The sequence below is a fragment of the Bacillus sp. SJS genome (genome assembly GCF_000732485.2).
Lineage (GTDB): Bacteria > Bacillota > Bacilli > Bacillales > Bacillaceae > Metabacillus_B > Metabacillus_B sediminis.
Genome location: NZ_JAQV02000019.1, coordinates 34,402 through 54,788, shown reverse-complemented (window position 1 = coordinate 54,788; position 20,387 = coordinate 34,402). Strand labels below are relative to the sequence as shown.

Here is a 20,387-nt window from a genome sequence, read left to right as displayed (position 1 = left end):
CTAGTTGGCTTTTTGCCTTACACCTTTCTGTTTTTGCTCCTAAAAAATAATTACATCCCCTGCTTCATTTCCTGCTTAACAGACGATTTCCTCATAATCGGCACAAGCACAAGCACGCCAATAACGAGGAGTACGGCGGATATTTCGTACAAGTACACGATGGAAAGGTTCTTTTTCAGCACGCCTGAAGCGGACATCGTGATGACCATCGCTCCCATAAAGAGTGGATTCAGAATCCCGTTAACCCGTCCGATAAAGTTTGCTTCCGTATTTTGCAGGATCATTGTATTGATTCCAATGTGAATACATGGCATGAACAGCCCGGCAAAAAATTGAGCCGTCAGCGTGAGCCATAATTCTGTCGACAGGCCCATCCCGACCATACCAATCGCGCTTGCTGTCATTCCAATTGCAAGAAGCATTTGAGGCATGACCTTCTTGGAAATGGCGATTGTAATTCCGCCCCCGAGAATCATGCCGATTCCAAATGCCGCCATAAGCCATTGCAGATCTTCTTTCGGAAGCCCGAGTCTTTCCGTTATCAGAAACACTCCAAGCGGCTGCGTTAATCCAATCGCAAGGCCGGCCGCTGCAAAACACGCTCCAAGAAGAGTGAGTGCCTTGCTATTTAATACATAGCGGAACCCTTCCTTCATTTCCTCCATCAGGCTCGTCTTCGGTTTTTCTTTTTCCGGCTCAGGATCCGTAGGAAGCATGAGGAGAACCGCTGCTGAAATTAAGAAGGCAACACCCATGATTCCAACAGCCGCAAGAATCCCATACCGCTGGAAAACGAAGGTTCCAAGAATCGGACCTAAAATCATAAACAGGGCAAAAACGGTCTGGTACATCGACATCCCCATTTGAACAAGCTCTGCCGGAACATGCAGCTTGAACAGCTTCATCCCCGCCGGCTGGGAAAACTGGGAAAGAATCGAGGAAACGAGAGTCGCGAAGAAGATGATTTTCCAGTCTCCAAAGAACAAAGTAAGCAGAACGACAAACACGGAAACGGCGCTTAATAGATCACACCATACCATCGTCCTCTTCGGGCGCCATCTGTCCGCGAACGTCCCGCCTATAAATGAGAATAAAAAGATCGGAGCAAATTCAGCAACAGAAATCAGTGATACCGCCACCGGATTTTCATTCGTCTTTTCGATTACATAGAGCAGGATCGAATAATTTCTCACCCAAATTCCAATCTGAAGGAAAAACACCGATATTAAAATTGTGCGAATGACTCGATTTTGAAACAAAGCCCCCATCCCTGCTTTTTTGGGGCTCGCCATTTCTGACATAAAAAAAACCTCCTTTTCCATCCTGGACAAGAGGTTTTGCTTTGATCACAGGTAGAAGACAAAACATCCCCATAGCTACTGGGCATACGTGTCTTACATATCAGCGCTCAAAAGGCAAAACTAATCCAATCCAGAAAAATAGCTCGTATTTGGCATGATTACGACTGTTTTTCTAATCAGGAATTAGTAGATCATCGCCTCTTGGTCACCCTTCCGAAAATACTTCATTGATATTTCCAACATTACCCTAATTCTTTCCGGAATTCAATAGATCATTTAAAATTTCATACTTCTTCTGCTTCTTACCCTGTATTCCACTTGATTTGTCTTCATCTTAACTCCCTGTGGATCCTTCGCATGAATTCTTTCACCTTTAGGGAGGGAACCTTGTCCTTTCTCCTGATTAAGGCAAGATGAAGCGCCTCTTTATCGGCACCATCAATCTCAATCGGAATGACCGTCTCGTTTGGATAGGGGGACCGGCTGCGAAAAGAATAATCCATCCCGAGTGTAACAGCCACTCCACTTTGCACAGCCCGCTTGATTGCTTCCGTGTTATTCGTGGTAAACAGAACATCGATTGGGCCATAAGGCGATAAGGTATCGTACGCAAACTTTTTGATGTAGTCATCGTTATACAGGACGAGCGTCTCCTTAAAAAGCTGCTCCGGAGAGAACCTGTCCAGCTTGGCAAGCGGTGATTGTTTGTGAACACCCGCAACCATCTTCCCCTCCAAGATCTTTTCGGCAATCAACTCGTGATTTTGAACAGCGAACGATTGGGAGGTTAAAACCAGCCCTATATCCAGATCGTTATTCAGTATCCCTTCGGAAATTTTCACCGGTCCCATTTCATAAATTTCCACTTTAACATTCGGATAATCGGTTTTAAACGCGGAAACCATATCGATTAGGAGATTGATAGGACCCGGGATCATGCCAATTTTCAAATCACCGGCAAGCGTATCGGAGCAGCGGTTGGCTTCTTCCTTCAATTCTCCGATGGCAGCGAGAATTTTTTCCGCCTTCTCCATGATTCGTATTCCCTCCGCCGTTAAAGCTGTGCCTTGACGATTGCGGATAAAAAGCTGGACTCCCAGTTCTTTTTCCAGCTTGCTGATTGACTGGCTGATAGCTGACAGGCTTACATGCAAATGATCAGCTGCCTTCGTAAGCGAGCCTGCTTTTGCCGCTTCTGCCACATGCTCCAATTGCTCAATATTCAACGCTCACCCCTCCTTAAGCTGCACTTAACTAAATGACACTTTTATTAAATTATAATTAATTTAAGAGAATGATAAAATCAAAATATGCTAGAAACAGGGAGGAAATAGAAAATGACGAAAAGAGTAGCCGTTATTACAGGCGGAGCAAGCGGAATTGGAAGAGAAACGTGTCTTAAGTTTGCCAGAAAAGGAGACCGGGTTGTCGTTGCTGATTTTAATGAAGCAGCCGGAAATGAAACAGCCGAAATGATCCGCTCAAATAACGGGGAAGCCATCTTCATTAAAACGGACGTTTCCAAGTATGAGGATGTTACCCGCTTAATCGAGAAAACCGTTGAAGAATACGGAAGAATTGATATTATGTTCAATAATGCCGGAATTGGCTCATCCACACCGGTTCTGGATATGAATATGGAAACCTACCATAAAATCATCGATATTAACCAGCACGGTGTAGCATACGGAATTATCGAAGCAGGCAAAAAAATGAAAGAGCTGAACATAAAAGGAGTCATTATTAATACAACTTCGGTTTATGGAATTCTTGCATCTCCAAGCACATTTGCCTACCACGCAACAAAAGGCGCCGTAAACATGATGACTAAATCAGCTGCACTTGAACTGGCTCCTTACGGAATCCGGGTAGTAGGCATTGCACCTGGGGTTGTGGATACAGCCATTATCCAAAGCTACAGAGACCACGGCATCATTGATTCAATGAAAGCCAAAGTCATGGGCAACAAACTTACCCAGCCTGAACAGCTGGCAAATGCCGTCTACCTTCTTTCACTGGAAGAAGCCGACGCCATCAACGGCAGTGTAGTTATGGCTGATGAAGGATACGCTTCCTTCAAATAAAACTTTAGCCCGGAGAATCCTTCTCCGGGCTTTTTTGCACGATTGAACTTAGCTGATTGGCCGTTGAACAACGTAATCTTTCCGTCCGGCACCATTTATTGGCCGTGCCCCGCCGGATTTTGTCCGTTGAACCACGTAATCTGGCCGCTCCTCCACATAAACTGGCCGTTTTATTTTATCTGTCCGTTCGTCACCATTTACTGGCCATTCCACGCCGGATTTTGTCCGTTGAACCACGTAATCTGTCCGTTCGTTTTTATCTGTCCGTTGGCCACCATTTATTGGCCGTTCTCCGCCAGATTCTGTCCGTTGAACCACGTAATCTGGCCGTTTTATTTTATCTGTCCGTCCCCACCATTGATTGGCCGTGCCCCGCTCGTTTCTTTCCGTTGAACCGCATATTCTGTCCGTAGTCCCATCGAATCTGTCCGTCCGAATTTATCTGTCCATTCGCCACCATTGATTAACCGTTTTCCGCCAGATTCTGTCCGTTGAACCACGTAATCTGGCCGTTCCTCCACATAATCTTGCCGTTTTATTTTATCTGTCCGTTCGTTACCATTTATTGGCCTTTTTTCGCCGAATTTTGGCCGTTCCTCCGCATAATCTGCCCGTCCGATTTTATCTGTCCGTTCACTGACCTTTTTTAGCCGTTCGACTCTCGTTTCTGGTCAACAAAAAAAGAGCAGTACACCTGCTCCTTTACTGTCATTTTCTTTCCCAAAAAATCAAAAACGGATAGGGGTTAATCGCTTGGAAGCTTTGATTGTAGACGCCGATATGCAAATGCGGAGCAAACTTTCCTTTTGTTCCGGTCTTTCCATACCCGCTATCCCCGACTGTACCGAGGTACTGGCCTTTTTTAACAGTTCCACCTTGCATCATGCCCGCTGCATATTGATCCAGATGGGCGTAGTAGATTCGGAAGTTTTCTTTGGTTTTGATGGTTAATCTCCATCCGCCCAATTCGTTCCAGCCGTATCTCTCAATGACTCCATCGGTTACGGAATAGATAGGCGTTCCCTTTTTAGCCATGATATCAATTCCTTCATGGGTTCTTGAACCGCCATAGCTTCTGGAATTTCCCCATGAATCCGGGTAAGATTGATAGCTTCCTGGCTCCAATGGGAAAACTCCCTCACCCAATACAGGCAATACACCCTCTGTCATTTTTAATTTTTGCCCTACGAGCAATTTGTCACTCTTTAAACCATTTAATCTTTTGATCTCCTGGACCGGTGTATTAAATAGTTTGGCAATGGCAGAGAGGGTATTTCCCGGTTTTACGATATAGTAGGTTTCTTTAGCCGGCGAAGCTGCTTTCGCTGATGCCGGTTTCTTAGCCGTGCTGGCTGGTTTTACAGGAGCTGCTTTAGGGATAATCAAGGTTTGTCCTGTTTTAATGACCGCAGACTTTAAATGGTTGGCTTCTTTGATTTTATCAATCGATACAGCATACTTTTTTGAGATGGCAGATAAGGTTTCTCCTGATCGGACGATGTGTTTTTTAGAACTAGAGGCAGTGGCTTGAGCAGCGGGTTTCTTCACATATAATGTTTTCCCTGCGTGAATCACGTCGGTATTCAAGTTATTCCATTGTTTTAGCTGGCTGACTGTTACTTTGTTAACATGTGCGATTTTGGACAGGCTGTCTCCCGATTTTACCCGGTACGTCTGGGATGCTGCTGCTTCTGCGTTTGAAGCTGCAGTGAAACTGATTGCTCCTGCCAAAGCCATCCCTAAGAATAGGCTTTTTTTCATGATGAAAGTTGTCCCCCTTGAACAAATTAATTACTTTATAACCGCTACCATGGTACCACGAAGGGCATCAGTTTAGAACGATTGAAAAATACTATTTAAAAATAGGTAATAAGACTCTTAAAATATATTCTGAGCGTTTTAATAGGTTCAACTAATCATAATTACCTTTAATCTGCAAAAAAAGAACCCCTGTAAGAGGATTCTTCTCTGAAATGCGTGCTGCTCCTCTATGGGCTCTCCATATCACTCTCATTGACCGGCCTCAGGTCTTCAATTGCTTCATAGTTTCTTGAATAGGTCGGTCCATCAAACAAGATACGTGATTCTTTCCGCGCCTTATCATAAGAAACCCAGCCAATGTACATGGATTGCTGAGGGAACATCCCCATGGTTAGCGGATCAATATTCTGGTCGGATTCTGCTTGGGCTACAAGATTTACGGCTGCTGTCCATTGCTCAGGAAACGGAATCACCCCATAGGATTTCTCCTGAAGAGAAATTTTCTTTTTCATTTGAATTTTCGGCTGGTAATTCTCTCTATTACCTGAATTATGATAACCTCTATCTCTCACTAAGTAAAAGTCAATCGCACTCAAAGGATGATCAGGAGGCAGATTCCAGACTATCACGTAAGAGGATGGATCATTGCGGTGAATCTTCCATACCGCGGGCTTCCCTTTTGTATCAACACTCACTACATTCCATTTGTGATTTCTCCACACCCAATAGCTCAAGCCGTAATTCTTAACCTTTGAAATAAACGGAAGTACCATGTGACGGTCGTCAATTTCAATAGCCTCCTGAATGGTTCGAGAGTAGGCCTTTGGGAATGTCCGGTTAATCTCAGCGATTGCTTGATCATCCGCTGGAAATGCAGAGGGCTTTGAAAAATAAAACCAATAGAAGAATAGGGCTGCCGCTAAAACAACTGCTACCACAAGAATCCATTTATTCTTCGTCATTTGACCGCCCCCTCAAGCAATGATTCTTCAGAGCGGAAGTAGATTTGCTTATTCGGAGTGGATACCAGGATTCCCTTTCCATCTCCTCCAACAAAAATCAGGGGATTCATCCCGCTACCCCATTTCGGAAGCGTCCCTGTAAGGAGATACGGAAACCGTTCCATTCTTTCTTTCGCTTCTCTATGTTCGTAGTACCACTCATTAATTCGGTTCGGGCGCTGCTTCAGCAAGGGCAGCTGTTTCTTAAGGCTCTCAATATGTAAGCCGGATTCTTTAGCAGTGGGATGAATGGCAATAAGCGAGGCATCCTCCACATTCGCCAGGTAGGTTGACGGCTCGTTTACCGGATAAAGCGCTTGATGAACCGGGATGGATAGCAAAGCAAATAGTAGAAAAATAAAATTCGCCAGGAATCCCAGCCAAGCAAAAGACCGGTACGTCTGCCATTTTTCTTTATTTTTATTTAATAGATAATAGAGAATTCCTACCCCAAGCGGAAAAATGGACAGTTTAACCACGGTTCCAAGTATACTCACATCAAAGGATATAGAAAGAAAACCAACCAATAGAACTCCAGCAATCTTCCAAACTTTCGGTTTTACCCTTTGTTTTTTATAGATTCGATAGGCAAAAAAGATCATGACTCCCCACGCCAATAAGGCGGCCACTGTAGCCGCTGCATTAAACAGGGGAAAATTTATCGTGAAATTCATAGGAAACTCTTCCTCTTTCCATCTATATGATTTTCATATTTTACCATATTTAAGGTTTAAAAAAACAACAAAGACAACCATTGGTCGCCTTCACCTTTCTTAATAAAAACGAAATGTGTTCTTCCCTTGTGTTTTTGCCCGGTATAAAGCATGGTCGGCATTTTTTAGAAGCATGTTTAAAGATTTGCTGTCACCAGGCAGGTAGGACGCAATCCCAATACTGACTGACAAACGGAAATCAGCTAGCTGCGTATCCTCGGAAGATAGATGGACAAGCAGGTTTTCGGCAAGATTATGTAAATCCTCCGAGTCAATAAGACCGACGAAGTTAAGGATAAACTCATCTCCACCCAAGCGGGTGGCGAAACCGCTGTGCCGTTTCATGTACTCCTCCAGTTTCCGTGCCGTTTCTTTCAGCACTTCATCGCCTTTATCATGTCCATACAAATCGTTCACTTTCTTAAAGCCATCCAGATCAAGAAAAAACAAGGCTCCCCCGCTGGCTGAAAAATCATGAAAATGCTTAGATAAAAACTCCCGATTATACAAACCGGTTAAAGAATCCCGGTACGCTCTCCGCTCCAAATCCAGATAAAAAGAAAACATCTTGGCAATCTTTTGAAACATTTGAATGCTCTTTGTACTGAATGCAGCAGAAGAAGTTTCAACCGCGCACAGCGTCCCAAAGGCTTCCCCATCATGAAGGATAATTGGAACGCCTATATAAGAATTGATGTTGGCATCCAAAAGTATTTTCTGCACTCCATTAAGGCGGTTCACTTTTCGAACATTTTCAATAATCAAAGGTTCATTCCGGTCAAAATCAATCCGGTTGCAAGCGGTATCAAGAAGGTCCATTCGCATTCCTTCCCACACTTTAATATTCGTTTGATTGTCACGCACTTTCAGGATGATTTGCTCGGAATCGGTCATTGCACTTAAGAAAATCAGCTTGTCCGGCATAAACTCATTGGCCATTTCAAGAATATCAGATGCCATTTCTTCAAAATTTTTATACATATTCAATTCATTCAAATGTATCTCCATCGTTCCACCCCCATTTTCCTCATCCGTTGTCATTATACGAAGAACTGATGAAAATTTAAAGAGGTTGAACTACCCGCCACTTAATTTTCTGGCAAAAATTCAAAGTGGGGGATGAAACGCTGGGATGATAAACGACAGCATTTTGAAATAAAACAGGCTTCTTTACTTTTCATGAACTTCACACAGAAATGACCACTTTTCCCTGAGCGTGTCCTTCTTCAAAATACCTGAATGCTTCAGGAACTTCACTAAGTTTAAAACCCCGGTCAATCACGGGTTTTATTTTGCCGGTTTCAATAAGTTCTTTCAAGAAAACCAAGTCCTTTTGGTTTGCCTTTTGAAGAACATTTCCCATTTTCTTTGTTTCGCACATCGACAGCAAAGGGCCAAGAGTCATGGCTTGGAACATTTGAGCACCGGAGCCTCCAACCATTACATACGTTCCATACGAAGTTAGTGCACGCCTGTAAACCGAAATCGGCTGATACCCGTTAGCAGCCACAATCAGGTCATATCGCTCCGTCTGCTTGCTAAAATCATCCTTTCTATAATCAATCACATGATCTGCGCCTATTGATCGCGCAATGTTTACATTTCTCGTACTACATACAGCCGATACCTCTGCTCCGAACGCTTTCGCAATTTGCACTGCAAACGTCCCTACGCCGCCAGATGCTCCATAAATTAAAACACTTTGTCCTGACTGGATCTTCCCTTTATCACGGAGAGCCTGTAACGCCGTAACGCCAGCCATCGGGACAGCAGCTGCTTCCTCAAAGGAAAGGCTGGCTGGTTTACGAACGAGTGCACGCTCAGGAACCGATGCATATTCAGCAAAACTGCCCCACCCGCTCAGGGATAGATCGCCGAACACCTCATCACCGGGCTGAAACTGCTTAACATCTTTGCCAACAGCTTCAACCGTCCCTGATATGTCTCCCCCAGGTATAGAGTATTTAGGTTTTAGCAGACCGAAGGCAAATCGGGCCAGAAACGGTTTGCCTCTGAGAAGAACCACGGTGCCATAATTCATGGAGGCTGCATGGACTTTAACAAGTACTTGAGTGTCTTTAAAAATCGGTGTTGGGATTTCTTTTAATTGAAGAACATCAGGTGAACCATATTTTTCAGAAACGATGGCTTTCATTCTTATTCCTCCAATCTACTTGTTTATGATATTCATATTCATACAAACTGATCTTCAAGACACGATTCTAAAAAAACCGTCTAAACGAATACGACATTGTTATAGCCTTAATCAATTAGGAAACCCCTCCAATTAATGCATTAAAAATTGCTAATTTGGCAGCAGTTTTCTTGTAAGATTCATCATCTATACTGTATAAGAGCAGAACCTTTTCTGCTCTTATTAGGAGGATTCACATGAATTTGTATATGGTTTCACTCTTCATTTTCACGCTAACGTCCCTATTATTTTTCCTATTCATTCTAGACTTTTCAAAAGAAGGAAGATCCTGTTCAGCCTCTATGGATCACCATGGTTTCGTCAGTTGCATTGGGGTTAATTGTGAACATAGTCATTTGGTTATGTATTTCTTCGTGACAGGATCCTTGAATGTTTTAGCCTCTGTTTTCAAATTGGAATTGAACTTGAAGGAGATTGGAATACTCGGATTAGTTTTAGTCGGTTACTCGCTTTTCCTCGAGAATTTCTTTGAAGCGATGGGGAAGCATGCAATTGGAGAAAATATTATATTGCACCTTTTTCTTGCAGGTGTGAGGTTTGCCGTTCTTTATGGAGCTGGGATCATGCTGGATCTCGGAAGCCGGGAGAATTTCATTACAGCTGCCGGCCTGACGCTTGTCGCGCTGGCAATGGAGTTTATTCTGCCGCAGCTTTTCAGAAAAAAGAAGGCTGGGGGGCTTTAGGTAAAAGCCTCCCCCATTGTTATCTCTGCGTTGGCTGCGATCCAAAAATCGCGACATACTGATTCTGCAGCACAAACCGGTCCGTTTTCCATGCCAGCGTATTCTGGACATATCCTAACGCATCCGCATTGTATCTCCCCGCTGCCTTTTGATACGCCAGCAATTCATACACTCCATTCGAATCGAAATCCACTGGATACAAGCCGCTCAGTGGATTAACAAATCCTTCGATAGGCATTTTCAGCTTTCCGTTTCGATCATAGATTTCATTCAAGTACTCCGGATCCCTTAGAGAAATATCAATGAGATAGGTTAGATTATTCGCCTTGCTCACCAATTTCACTTTGTAGTTGTCCTGATACGTGACCTCATATTCATATTGCCCATTATACTTCTCGGAATCAAAAAGCAGCCTGGGTTTATTTTGGAGAAACGAATAAAGGTAGTCATACGTAAAAGCCCCGCTTCCCCCCGATTCAATTCTGATTAAAATATCGGCAATGCCATCCCCTGTAAAGTCCTCCAAAAATAAAGTCGGACTATAGCCCGCATTTTCCCGCAGCTGAACCCTTGTAGCTGTGCCTGTTCTCCCATCCTGCACGAGAAGCGTAATGTTTTGAATAAATGGACTGTCTGCCGTTTTAATCCCGGTTAAATACACATTGTCCGGGACGCGGTCCCCCGTGACATCTTTCCTCGCAAATGCGACAACCTGCGGCTGATTGGCTCTGGGATCATACGTGTACATAGCTTCCCCCCATAAACGCTGATATGTATTCTATGGGCGGATGGAGAAAAGGGTGATTTTCCAATCCAACAAAAAAAGCCCCAAAGAGGCATTTTTATTGCTTAAACAACAAATTCGCATCTACATAAAACTCTTCAAACAAACTCGATTGAATAACCCCTATTTCTTTCACTACATCTGTTTGCACATATTGCTTATTATCAGAAAGGGTGTAAACCTGGATCGTTTGAATGAGCGGATTCACAATCCAGTATTCCTGGACCCCGTACTGCATATACAGATTTAATTTCGTTACCAAGTCATGCGATTGGTTGGAGGGACTAATAATTTCTATAATTAATGCAGGAACGCCCGTATATCTAATCTCACTTAATCCGGATTTGTCACAGATTACCGAAAGATCGGGAATAACCACTTTGTTTTCTGTTATATCCTCTTTTGATAACTCAACATCAAATGGAGCATGAAAGACTTCACACTCTTGTCCTTCTAAAAGCTGGTACAGCTGCACAAATAAGCGGCCTGAAATTCGCTGGTGAATGGTTGATGGAGAAGGAGTCATGTATACCACTCCATTTATATATTCCATCAGCTTATCACTTTGTCCGCGTCTTTTATTATACTCTTCAATGGTTACATGGTTTTCTTTAGGCCTACTCACGCTAAAACCATCTCCCTTTTGATGAATTCTACTCCTACCTATTATATCAGGATTGCGAATCATTTATAATCTGAGCTTGGCAGTCCTTTTGTGCAAACTGTTAATAAGCTGTGGAAAAGTTCTCAAGGAAAAAAACAGGCAGATTCATTCAATGAAGTGTCTTTTTATAACAAATTAAATATGTTAAATTTTTCAATATGAAGGACAAAACTATTTAAGGAGTTACTAATGGATACCTATACCAAAAATCATCTCATGCTACATACTTTCTGTGAGAATGATATGGACGGATTAATCTCTTTATCGCAGTCGGTAGGATGGGATTATGACGCAAATGATATGAAAACGATTTTGTCTTCCGGAAAAATAGTTGGTCATAAAAGTGAAATCGGTCAAACTGTATCAAGTGCTGCCATTATTCCTTATGACCTGAAGGACAGCCAATGTATGAAAAGTTGGGATTTAAGGTTGTCGGTGATGTACATAAATTCATTTGCATGAACTATGTACCTTCTAATAGTTTTCCTTATGGAGGATTAAAAGCAGAAGTTTTACTGGAAGCTGATTTAGATAAGGTTTTTGAATTAGACAAAAATGCTTTTGGTGATTTCCGGCGAGAATTCCTTATAAATAGAATAAAACAGTCTCATCAATCTCTAATTTTGAGAAATGAAATGGGAAGCGTGCTCGGTTTCGGTCTTTCTGTCTTAGGTTCATGCCATTTAATTTTAGGTCCGATTGTTGCGCCAAATGACAGTGCTGCTGCCTACCTGCTTAATCAATTGGCTCTTAATCACAAAGGAAAGCTAAGAATTGATCTTTCACCCCGGGCTGAAACGTTTATGAATCATTTGAGAAAAAGCGGTTTTGAAAAAGTCAGTCAGCCTCCAATCATGATCATCAATTCTGATAGCATGCCTATTAGAAACAACCACTTATATGGCATTGCTGCACAAGTTTTTGGGTGAAAAATTATTCTGTCAAAAGTGTGGATCAATTGATTTCATTAAATCTTTTAAATGAATATGTTATTAAACTGTGGAAAAGTGCTGCTCAGCAAAACTTTTCCACAGTCATCTGAAGCTTAGCCAAGTGACTTAACAAAAATATAATCCGTTTGTTTTTCGTCCCCCATGTAAAAAGAGTGGGCTCCCGTTTGAACAAATCCCATCTTTCTATAAAAGGCGATGGCGTTCTCGTTCTTTTCCCAAACTCCCAGCCAGATTTTCTTTTTTCCCTGCTCTCCCGCTCGTTCGACCGCTTTGTTTAAAAGAACTTTTCCAAGCCCCTGCTTTTGAAATCTTGTTCGTATATAGATCCTTTCAACTTCAAGTGACTCGTCATCCATTTTTTCCGACTGGGCATCATTGATGTTAACCTTTAAATATCCGGCAAGCTCTTCATTAAAATAGATGAAATAGAATTCGGAGAAGGGATTTGATAATTCTTTTTCTACCTGTTTTAATTCAAAGGCCTTTTCCAAATAGGCTTCCATATTTTCAGCTGTATTCTGATTTTTAAATGTATCATTAAATGTTTCAATCCCTATTTCCTGCAGCAGCTGTAAATCTTCTGGATTGCACTTGTTCATATGTACGGTCATGTTCATCCCTCGCTTGTATATTCTTTGTTCTAACATAGAAGGTAAAGCCCAACCTTAGTGAAAAACATTCCTATTAAATGTGAATTTTTTTAAATTGAGAATAGTAAAAATCAAGGATTTACCGGCTTTATCTTAGCATTTTCATTCACGTTATACAATTAAGCCAGATATGAAAAGGAGTTTTATAGGAAAATAATCAGCCTGCTCCTACGGTGCGCCGGAATGCAAAGCCAGGCGACATTATTAAATTCTTTACTTATCTGCAGACGGCTTTGACAGTACCCCGATAAAGTGGCTGGTACTGAAAAATCTGGAAAACGGCTGTTCATTTTGAGCGAGCATTTGATGGATTGAGGATTGCTGAAGAGCTGCCTGTCAAGCTTTTAATTATGCTACTCGAATTAACTATCAAAATGTGAATTTCACTAAACAAACAGGATTTTGGAGCATCCGAGTTGAAAATCAATGGAATAGTATAGAAGGAGTGTGAAAGCATTGAAAGAGAGCGCTATTTTTGATTTATATGATGTTTATAGAGAGTATACGATCGAATTAATGAGTTCTATCCCGGAAGAACAATCAAGTGTCATTCCTGAGGGTTTTAGCAATTCATTACACTGGAATTTTGGACATATTCTAGTTTCACAAGAGCAGTCAATGTTTAACCTTGGTTTGGACCAATCCGGAGAACTTCCCGTGGCAACTTTAGAAGCATTCAAAAGGGGAACAAGCCCAAGTGATTGGTCTGGTACACCACTTACACTGAGTGAAATACAGGTGCAATTGCAAAAGCAGAAGGTACGAATCAAATCAACTTTTTCCGGTAGACTAGGGGATCCGGCCGCTAATGTCTTTGATTTGGGACAACAAAGACAGTTAAAGACGTTAGGTGATCTATTCGTGGGCAGTCTTTGGCATGAAGGACTGCATCAGGGGATTGTCGATAGCATTATACGATCTTTAAAATTGTAAGTAACCTAAATACAATCAAGCAATATATTCTTTACTGCCTGGTGATCCAAAATTTTAAAAGGAGTGTCCCCTGATGATAAACAGCAGAATGAATCCTAAGATTTATGAATCTTTAAGTAAAGCAGGCAAATGGAAAGAAGAATATGGGAAACTGAGAAAGATCGTTTTTGACTGCGAGCTGACCAAAGAATTTAAGGGAATGCACCTCTGTTAAACGTTTGAGGGGAAAAACATCGTTTTAATGCAAAAATTCAAAGAATATTGCGCTCTTCTGTTTCAAGATTCCCTATTTGAAAACGGATTTTGATACGTTGACTCCTGGCCGTCAACGAGCCTATCTTCTTTATTTTGCAGCGCCTAAACAATCCAATACCAGGGTGTCACGCTTTGAAAAATACAGGCAGCAAACGGATGGGAAAGGGTTAAACGATTAGGACATTTTTATTGAAATGTCCATCGGGGCCACAACAAGAAACGGAACCCGCTGCTTTATTGCGGGTTTTTTCTTTTTGTTGTCTGGCAATGGAGGTTTATTACATTGATAATGAGTCAAATCGGCCTACTCTTAGTAAGAAAGATAAACAAATAAAAAAGAATTTGCCAACTAAAAAGGGGCTGTCTGAAAAGTCCCGCAGAGAGGAAATGATTGAAATCACCCCCCCTGAGCGCTCGGTATAAGCATCCAGGAGGGTTGGGTTTTTAACTAATATTTTTTAACAATTAAGGTATAGGCTAATTGGTGTGGAAGGTCCGCGACTCCAGCGGGAGCAGCGGGACAGGTGAGGCCCCGCAGGCGAGCAGCGCAGAGAAGGCTCACCGCCCGCCCCAAGGATAAGCAAGCTACTTGGAGCGGAAATCATCGAAAACAAACCAAATGTAAAAAGCGGGAAGAAGCTTTAACACGGATTTACTGGACAGCCTCTTCTCCCCACTACATTTCTTGTTGCCGACTAATACATCTTACTTGCTCTGTAGCCTTTTTCCTCAGTTTTCTATTAAATCACAGTATGCTCCGCCAGGTACTTAGTAGACATTCCATTATTCCCCTTTTCCAAAATATGGTACAGAAGTAGCCCAGATGATTTGATGATGGCGGAGACCGAACTGCCTTTCCAAAAAGAGAAAGAAGAACATTATACTCGGTCTCCTTTCATCCTATTCATTCAATAATTAAACTTCAGTCAGCAGCCATGTTTTAGAAGTGAAATCTCCTGACTCATCAATACCGCCGAATTGAGTGCCGGTGTAACCAGCTCCAAGTTCAAATCCTGCATACATTAGTTCATCCCCATAATAAGATAGAGGTTCTTGCTTCAAAGTTTCATGTGCTTTCGTATCAATCTGAGTTATTGTATAGCAGGCATTTGGCTTTAATCCTTGTAAATAAATGCGGCGGAATCGATCATTCGGACGAGCTAACGTTTGATAGTAAGCTAATATGGCTTTGCTTTTATCTGGTGCTACGGTCATCCATGATGTTTCATTTGAGTTTTCGGCAAACGGACTCTTTAATCGATAGAACGTTCCGAATTGAATTAAGCGGCGATGTTCTTTGTAAAAAGAGACTTGTGATATAACTTCTTTCTTTTCTTCGTCATTTAACTTCATGACATCAAGCTCGTACCCAAATGTTCCGAAAAACGCGACATCTCCGCGCGTTTTTAATGGAGTAGAGCGCTTAACTTGATGATTTGGAACAGCAGATACATGGGAACCCATTGAACTTAATGGATACAGGATGGATGTGCCATACTGAATCTTGAGTCTCTCTACTGCATCCGTATCATCACTCGTCCAAGCCTGAGGGGCATAATAGAGCATACCTGGATCAAATCTGGCGCCTCCGCTTGCACACGATTCGAATAGGACATGAGGAAACGCTTTAATTAATTTTTCATATAACGAATAGACTCCTAGTATGTATCGGTGCGGAACTTCCTTTTGTTTGTGTGCCGGAAGTGCCAAAGATCCAACCTCAGTCATGTAGCGGTTCATGTCCCACTTTACATAGGATATATCTGAAGTACTTAATACATCAGCCATTGCAGAGTAAATGTGATCTACAACCTCTTGCCGCGAAAAGTCCAATACGTATTGATTTCTTCCATGGGACTTCGAGCGTCCCTTTACTTGAATTAACCATTCAGGATGAAGATTATAGAGATCACTTGCTTTAGATATCATTTCAGGTTCAAACCAAATACCGAACTTCATCCCTAATTTAGTTATGTTCTCAGATAAGTTTTTAAGACCATTTGGTAATTTGCTGCGGTCTTCTGTCCAATCACCTAAAGAAGATGTGTCGTTATCGCGTTTTCCAAACCATCCATCATCCAGAACAAACATCTCTATGCCAAGTTCTTTTGCTTCTCGTGCAATGACTTGTAGTTTCTTTTCGTCAAAATTAAAGTAAGTTGCTTCCCAGTTGTTAATTAAAACCGGCCTTTCCCGATCACGCCACACGCCTCTGGCAAGTCTGCTTTGATAAAGTTTGTGGTATTCTTGGCTCATTTTATTTAATCCCTGATCCGAATAAATGAATACAGCTTCCGGTGTCTGGAAACTCTCTCCACTCTCAAGCGTCCAAGAAAAATCAAACGGATTAATACCAATGGTGGCTCTTGCAATATCATAGTGGTCTACTTCAATTTGCCCAAGGAAGTTTCCGCTGTAGATCAGACTGATTCCGTAAACGGCACCATCTGTTTCGGTTGTATTCGGTCTTTTAAGTGCAAAGAAGGGATTATGCTGGCTTGAACTCGTTCCTCTTGTACTGCTGATGGATTGGATACCGCTCTCAAGTACACGTGATTTAATATGCCTTTCCCTCGACCAGCTGCCAGAAAGATGGAGAAATTCATAGTCAGAATCAGAAAAATCAATGGAGGCACTTGCCATCCGTTCGATACATATGCTCTCTTTGCCTTCGTTAAAAATTTTTGCTGAGCGTGCAATCGCTGGACTGTCGCGGAAAATCGTATATGATAAAACTAATTTTGTCTGAATTAGATCATCAGTCAGTGTAATTTCTAATGTTTCCGCTTCTCCTTCAGTCTCTGTATACGTTGCAGGCAAGCCTTCCAGGAATGGTTTTCCATTCAGGATTCGATGAGAGGCATAAGAGAAGTCGGTAATTCTGCTTCCATCATTTTGGAGTATATGAAGAGCAGGTTCCCTATAGTCGCTTGTACCATAAACCGGATAATCCAGTTTCATTCCATCGAGAGAAAATGAGAGATCCCCTTCATACACACAAGACATGGCTGCACGGGCAGCCATTGGCTGCATCCGGTGAAAATGACTGGAATCTGTCAGTCTCTTTCCAAAATATAAGTGTCCAATATGTCCATTTTTTAAAACCTGGATAACATAGCTGATGTTTTCATTTTGAAGATGAAACTGAATAGGATTTTCGCTTGAATAAATCATCAAATCTTTGCCTCCCCAAATTAAGATTATTATCCTTTAACCGAGCCAGCAGCCAAGCCTTGGATGAAATACTTCTGCAGGAATAAAAAGAGAATAATCATTGGCATCATTCCTAATAAGGAGCCGGCAGCCACTAGGCCTACATCGTTTGAATATTGGGAAAAGAATACAGAAAGCGCAACAGTAATAGTATGTGCTTCCGCTTTTTGCAAAAAGAATACAGAGAATTGATAATCGTTCCATACAAACATACCGGTAATTATAATGACGGATGCTGTCACAGGCTTTAGCAGTGGAAAAACGACTTTAAAAAAAATCGTTATCGGTCCTGCTCCGTCCATCATTGCTGCTTCTTCCAACTCTGCAGGTATGGTTGAACGGATGAAGCCTGTATACAAAAATATGGTTAATGGCAGCCAAAATGATACGTGAACAAGGACGACCGCCCAAATTGTGTTGAGACCTCCGATGTCGACGATAAACTTATATAGAGGAACCAATATGGCCAATGGGGGAACAATCATGACCGCAACAAATGCAAAATACATGAACCGATTTAATTTGGTTGCAATTCTAGCGAGCGGATACGCAGCTAAAGACCCGAATATAATTAACATTGCAACAGAGAGAGATGTAATGAGAACATTATTGAATAAAGCTGTCCCCATATTTGCTTGTTCCCAGGCATTCTGAAAGTTTTCCAGATTAAAGGACGTTGGGAAGACCCATTTGGAACTTGTGTCATCTCCACCCTTCAACGATGTTGTGATGAGCAGATAAAAAGGAATAATATGCATCAAACTAATCACAATTCCAAGGACAGTCCAGACAAGTTTTTTTTCCTTATTCATTAAGCTTCAACCTCCTTGCGCCGCAGATATAGGAGCGCAGTCATACTAATCAAAATAATGATCAAGAACATTAGGTTCCCAAGTGACGCTGCGTAGCCCGCGTCCTGTCTTGCAAAATATAACTGATACATCATGGTCGACAAAGATTGAGAGGCATACCCTGGTCCTCCATTCGTCATCGCTACAATCACATCAAAAAGTTTGAGTCCGTTAATAAGATTCAGGACAATGTTGATGGTGATGGAAGGAATCAGCAGCGGAAGAGTAATTTTTTTGAATTGCTGAAAACCTGTTGCACCATCAAGTGTTGCCGCTTCATAGTAATCTTTTGATATCCCTTGTAGTCCTGCCAGATAAATGATCATGGCAATTCCAAGAAACTGATATGTGTTAACAAATGTAATGAGCCACACATTCAAGCTTGAATTTCCAAGAAGATTGGTTTGCTCTCCTCCAAAAAAGACAATCAAATCGTTCAAAGCTCCGCCATTATATTGAAAAATGAAGTACCATATATAGCCCATGATTAATGGACTGATAATAACGGGCAGATAGACAATCGTTCTTGTGATGGCTCGAAATGACATACTTTTATTGAGTAAAAGTGCATATAACAGACCAATTCCATTCTGAAAAATCGTACTTCCTATTCCGTAAATGAGGGTATTTTTCACAATAAGCAGAGTGTTAGGATCTGAAAGCATGCGCATATAGTTATCCAGCCCAACAAAATGCAATTCCTGGGAATAGCCGTCCCAGTTCGTAAAGGAGATGCGAAGCCCATTAATAAATGGATAAATAATAAATATACACATTAATAAAATAACGGGAACGTAAAGCCAGTTTAATGAAAATGTTTTTATCTCTTTTGATGCGGGTTTATTAGTGACCACGATATCACAGCCTTTCGTTTCTCCTCATGATAATGAAAGAAGAGAGGTGTATTACCCCTCTCCCTGCTCCTTATTGAGCATCTAATCGCTCAACTTCCATTTCCATTTTCTCTGAAAATTGCTCTGGAGAGATTGAACCGGACAGGACCTCTTGACCTAAAGTGGTCATGACATCCCACATTCCGTTTGGCAAGTACACTCGATCAAAGTACGGATAAACCCGAGTTTCTGCATATTGTTCGTAATATTCTTTGTACATACTATTGGCTTGAATATCCTTCAGGCCGGCTGGAAGTCCAGAAGCTTCTGCCATTTTTTTAGCATTTTCAGGTTTTGAAAAATAGGCAAGCAGCTTTTTGGCTGGGTCTTTCTTGGTGGAGTCTTTCCAAACCCCCATTGTATACCTTTCCCCACCGACAAAAGTAGCTTCATCTCCTGCATGAATAGCAGGAATAGGCATTAATCCAGCGGTCGTATCAGGGTTGATTTTCTTTGCTTCAGTTACAAACGCCGGCGGGTACATTGCGAATGCTATTTTATTTTCTGCAAATAAACGCGGACCGTCAGAATATTTCGCTGTTAGTACATCTTTATTGATGTAGCCGTTATCATACATCTTTTTAAACTGTTCAGGAAGATACGTCCAATTTGACCATTTAAACTTACGTTCCAAAAGACTTTGGCTTTCATCATTCTGCTTGCTGCTTATGAGAAGCGGAGTAGCGAAATAGTCAAAATATTGTCCGAGCGTCCATGAATCAGCGCCAGCGAAGAAAAAGGGTGTGACCTCGCCCTTACTTAAGTCAACGATTTTTTTCGAGGCAGCCATCACTTCATCAAATGTTTTGGGAGCTTCGATTCCATATTGATCCAGGACCTCTTTATTGTAAGAAATTCCTTCCTTTGCCTCATTAAGAGGGAGAGCGTATACTTTCCCTTTCTTATCTTTCAGAACAGGTGCGATCGTTTCGGTTAAGTTTTTCGCCCATTCTTCTCCGCTCAAATCCTCTAAATATTTTCCGTAACGTATTTGAGCCCAACCGTGAGTGTCAAAAACATCTGGCATGTCATTGGCTGCCATTTTGACTTTAAGCAGATTTTCGTATTCTCCTCCGGGAAAATTGGCCTCAACTTCAATCCCGCTTTCTTTTTCAAATTCTCCAATGATTTCTTCCATTGTCTTTTTTACATTTTCGTCTGAAATAGTAGAAAAAAGAGTAATTGACTTATTGCTGGTCTCTGAACCGGCTCCGATGCTTTGACAGCCAGAAAGCAATCCTACCCCTAAAAAAATAGAAGCAACTGTACTTATCATCTTTTTCATCTTTTTCGTATCCTCCATCCATTATGTTGAAACCGTTTTCTTACTGGTATCATAGATGAAGTTACCTTAAGTGAACAATAGTAAAAAGTATCTTCTCAAATGATAAAAATTTGCTATTATATATCTATGCAAAAAATTCACATAATAC

21 protein-coding genes and 1 pseudogene are annotated in these 20,387 nt (G+C 41.6%); 6 read left to right on the top strand and 16 right to left on the bottom strand.

What is annotated here, in order from left to right:
* Positions 1-50: 50 nt before the first annotated feature.
* Together AS29_RS10910 and AS29_RS10905 are read right to left on the bottom strand one after the other, a co-directional pair.
* Positions 51-1,301 (bottom strand): MFS transporter, encoded by a 1,251-nt coding sequence (locus tag AS29_RS10910; RefSeq protein ID WP_051860592.1) that lies wholly within the window; start codon positions 1,299-1,301, stop codon positions 51-53.
* A 329-nt stretch (positions 1,302-1,630) separates the two neighbouring features.
* On the bottom strand, positions 1,631-2,527 hold the full coding sequence (locus AS29_RS10905; protein ID WP_035405787.1) for a LysR family transcriptional regulator: 897 nt from the start codon (positions 2,525-2,527) through the stop codon (positions 1,631-1,633).
* Between the two features lie 111 nt (positions 2,528-2,638).
* Between AS29_RS10905 and AS29_RS10900 the strand changes: the two genes are divergently transcribed.
* Positions 2,639-3,385, top strand: a complete 747-nt coding sequence (locus AS29_RS10900; RefSeq protein WP_035405786.1) for an SDR family NAD(P)-dependent oxidoreductase — start codon at positions 2,639-2,641, stop codon at positions 3,383-3,385.
* Between the two features lie 48 nt (positions 3,386-3,433).
* Here the strand turns inward: AS29_RS10900 and AS29_RS10895 are convergent, their stop codons facing one another.
* The 7 genes from AS29_RS10895 to AS29_RS10870 all read right to left on the bottom strand — a co-directional run bounded on the left by AS29_RS10895 (position 3,434) and on the right by AS29_RS10870 (position 9,015).
* A complete protein-coding gene (locus AS29_RS10895) occupies positions 3,434-3,703 on the bottom strand; it encodes a hypothetical protein (protein ID WP_035405785.1) in 270 nt (89 codons plus the stop codon).
* Positions 3,704-3,717: 14 nt separating this feature from the next.
* Complete coding sequence (locus tag AS29_RS21370) at positions 3,718-3,885, bottom strand: hypothetical protein (RefSeq protein WP_156505931.1); 168 nt, start codon at positions 3,883-3,885, stop codon at positions 3,718-3,720.
* A 208-nt stretch (positions 3,886-4,093) separates the two neighbouring features.
* Positions 4,094-5,146 carry a LysM peptidoglycan-binding domain-containing protein gene (locus tag AS29_RS10890; protein ID WP_051860591.1) on the bottom strand — a complete coding sequence of 351 codons (1,053 nt, stop codon included), beginning with the start codon at positions 5,144-5,146 and terminating at the stop codon, positions 4,094-4,096.
* A 227-nt stretch (positions 5,147-5,373) separates the two neighbouring features.
* Entirely contained in the window at positions 5,374-6,108 is a 735-nt protein-coding gene (locus AS29_RS10885) for a hypothetical protein (RefSeq protein ID WP_035405784.1), read from the bottom strand.
* Complete coding sequence (locus AS29_RS10880) at positions 6,105-6,821, bottom strand: hypothetical protein (protein ID WP_051860590.1); 717 nt, start codon at positions 6,819-6,821, stop codon at positions 6,105-6,107. Before AS29_RS10880 ends, AS29_RS10885 begins: the two co-directional genes overlap by 4 nt.
* A gap of 99 nt (positions 6,822-6,920) precedes the next feature.
* Complete coding sequence (locus AS29_RS10875; protein WP_035405783.1) at positions 6,921-7,868, bottom strand: sensor domain-containing diguanylate cyclase; 948 nt, start codon at positions 7,866-7,868, stop codon at positions 6,921-6,923.
* A 178-nt stretch (positions 7,869-8,046) separates the two neighbouring features.
* Positions 8,047-9,015 (bottom strand): NAD(P)-dependent alcohol dehydrogenase, encoded by a 969-nt coding sequence (locus AS29_RS10870; protein ID WP_035405781.1) that lies wholly within the window; start codon positions 9,013-9,015, stop codon positions 8,047-8,049.
* A gap of 236 nt (positions 9,016-9,251) precedes the next feature.
* On the opposite strand from AS29_RS10870, the gene AS29_RS10865 reads away from it, so the two are divergent.
* Positions 9,252-9,758, top strand: a complete 507-nt coding sequence (locus AS29_RS10865) for a hypothetical protein (RefSeq protein ID WP_035405780.1) — start codon at positions 9,252-9,254, stop codon at positions 9,756-9,758.
* Positions 9,759-9,777: 19 nt separating this feature from the next.
* Here AS29_RS10865 and AS29_RS10860 read toward each other — a convergent pair whose 3' ends face one another.
* Entirely contained in the window at positions 9,778-10,506 is a 729-nt protein-coding gene (locus tag AS29_RS10860) for a hypothetical protein (protein ID WP_035405778.1), read from the bottom strand.
* Positions 10,507-10,600: 94 nt separating this feature from the next.
* The gene (locus AS29_RS10855; RefSeq protein ID WP_035405776.1) at positions 10,601-11,167 is read right to left on the bottom strand and encodes a Uma2 family endonuclease; all 567 of its coding nucleotides are present in this window, start codon (positions 11,165-11,167) and stop codon (positions 10,601-10,603) included.
* A 228-nt stretch (positions 11,168-11,395) separates the two neighbouring features.
* Here AS29_RS10855 and AS29_RS21765 point away from each other — a divergent pair, with 228 nt between their 5' ends.
* Together AS29_RS21765 and AS29_RS10850 are read left to right on the top strand one after the other, a co-directional pair.
* Positions 11,396-11,668 carry a hypothetical protein gene (locus AS29_RS21765; protein WP_051860589.1) on the top strand — a complete coding sequence of 91 codons (273 nt, stop codon included), beginning with the start codon at positions 11,396-11,398 and terminating at the stop codon, positions 11,666-11,668.
* On the top strand, positions 11,611-12,135 hold the full coding sequence (locus AS29_RS10850) for a GNAT family N-acetyltransferase (RefSeq protein ID WP_231889927.1): 525 nt from the start codon (positions 11,611-11,613) through the stop codon (positions 12,133-12,135). Before AS29_RS21765 ends, AS29_RS10850 begins: the two co-directional genes overlap by 58 nt.
* Positions 12,136-12,251: 116 nt before the next feature.
* Here the strand turns inward: AS29_RS10850 and AS29_RS10845 are convergent, their stop codons facing one another.
* A complete protein-coding gene (locus tag AS29_RS10845) occupies positions 12,252-12,770 on the bottom strand; it encodes a GNAT family N-acetyltransferase (RefSeq protein ID WP_035405775.1) in 519 nt (172 codons plus the stop codon).
* A 495-nt stretch (positions 12,771-13,265) separates the two neighbouring features.
* Between AS29_RS10845 and AS29_RS10840 the strand changes: the two genes are divergently transcribed.
* Positions 13,266-13,742, top strand: coding sequence for a DinB family protein (locus AS29_RS10840; protein WP_035405773.1), 477 nt, complete (start codon positions 13,266-13,268; stop codon positions 13,740-13,742).
* Positions 13,743-13,815: 73 nt separating this feature from the next.
* Positions 13,816-14,176: pseudogene (locus tag AS29_RS10835) on the top strand (YdeI/OmpD-associated family protein).
* A 736-nt stretch (positions 14,177-14,912) separates the two neighbouring features.
* On the opposite strand, the gene AS29_RS10830 reads toward AS29_RS10835, so the two are convergent.
* The 4 genes from AS29_RS10830 to AS29_RS10815 all read right to left on the bottom strand — a co-directional run bounded on the left by AS29_RS10830 (position 14,913) and on the right by AS29_RS10815 (position 20,239).
* Positions 14,913-17,174 carry an alpha-galactosidase gene (locus tag AS29_RS10830; RefSeq protein ID WP_442854527.1) on the bottom strand — a complete coding sequence of 754 codons (2,262 nt, stop codon included), beginning with the start codon at positions 17,172-17,174 and terminating at the stop codon, positions 14,913-14,915.
* A gap of 26 nt (positions 17,175-17,200) precedes the next feature.
* Positions 17,201-18,022 (bottom strand): carbohydrate ABC transporter permease, encoded by an 822-nt coding sequence (locus tag AS29_RS10825; RefSeq protein ID WP_035405770.1) that lies wholly within the window; start codon positions 18,020-18,022, stop codon positions 17,201-17,203.
* Positions 18,022-18,918: a carbohydrate ABC transporter permease gene (locus AS29_RS10820; RefSeq protein WP_035405767.1), complete on the bottom strand. Its 897-nt coding sequence runs from the start codon at positions 18,916-18,918 to the stop codon at positions 18,022-18,024. Before AS29_RS10820 ends, AS29_RS10825 begins: the two co-directional genes overlap by 1 nt.
* Positions 18,919-18,985: 67 nt before the next feature.
* The gene (locus AS29_RS10815) at positions 18,986-20,239 is read right to left on the bottom strand and encodes an ABC transporter substrate-binding protein (RefSeq protein WP_035405765.1); all 1,254 of its coding nucleotides are present in this window, start codon (positions 20,237-20,239) and stop codon (positions 18,986-18,988) included.
* Positions 20,240-20,387: the final 148 nt, after the last annotated feature.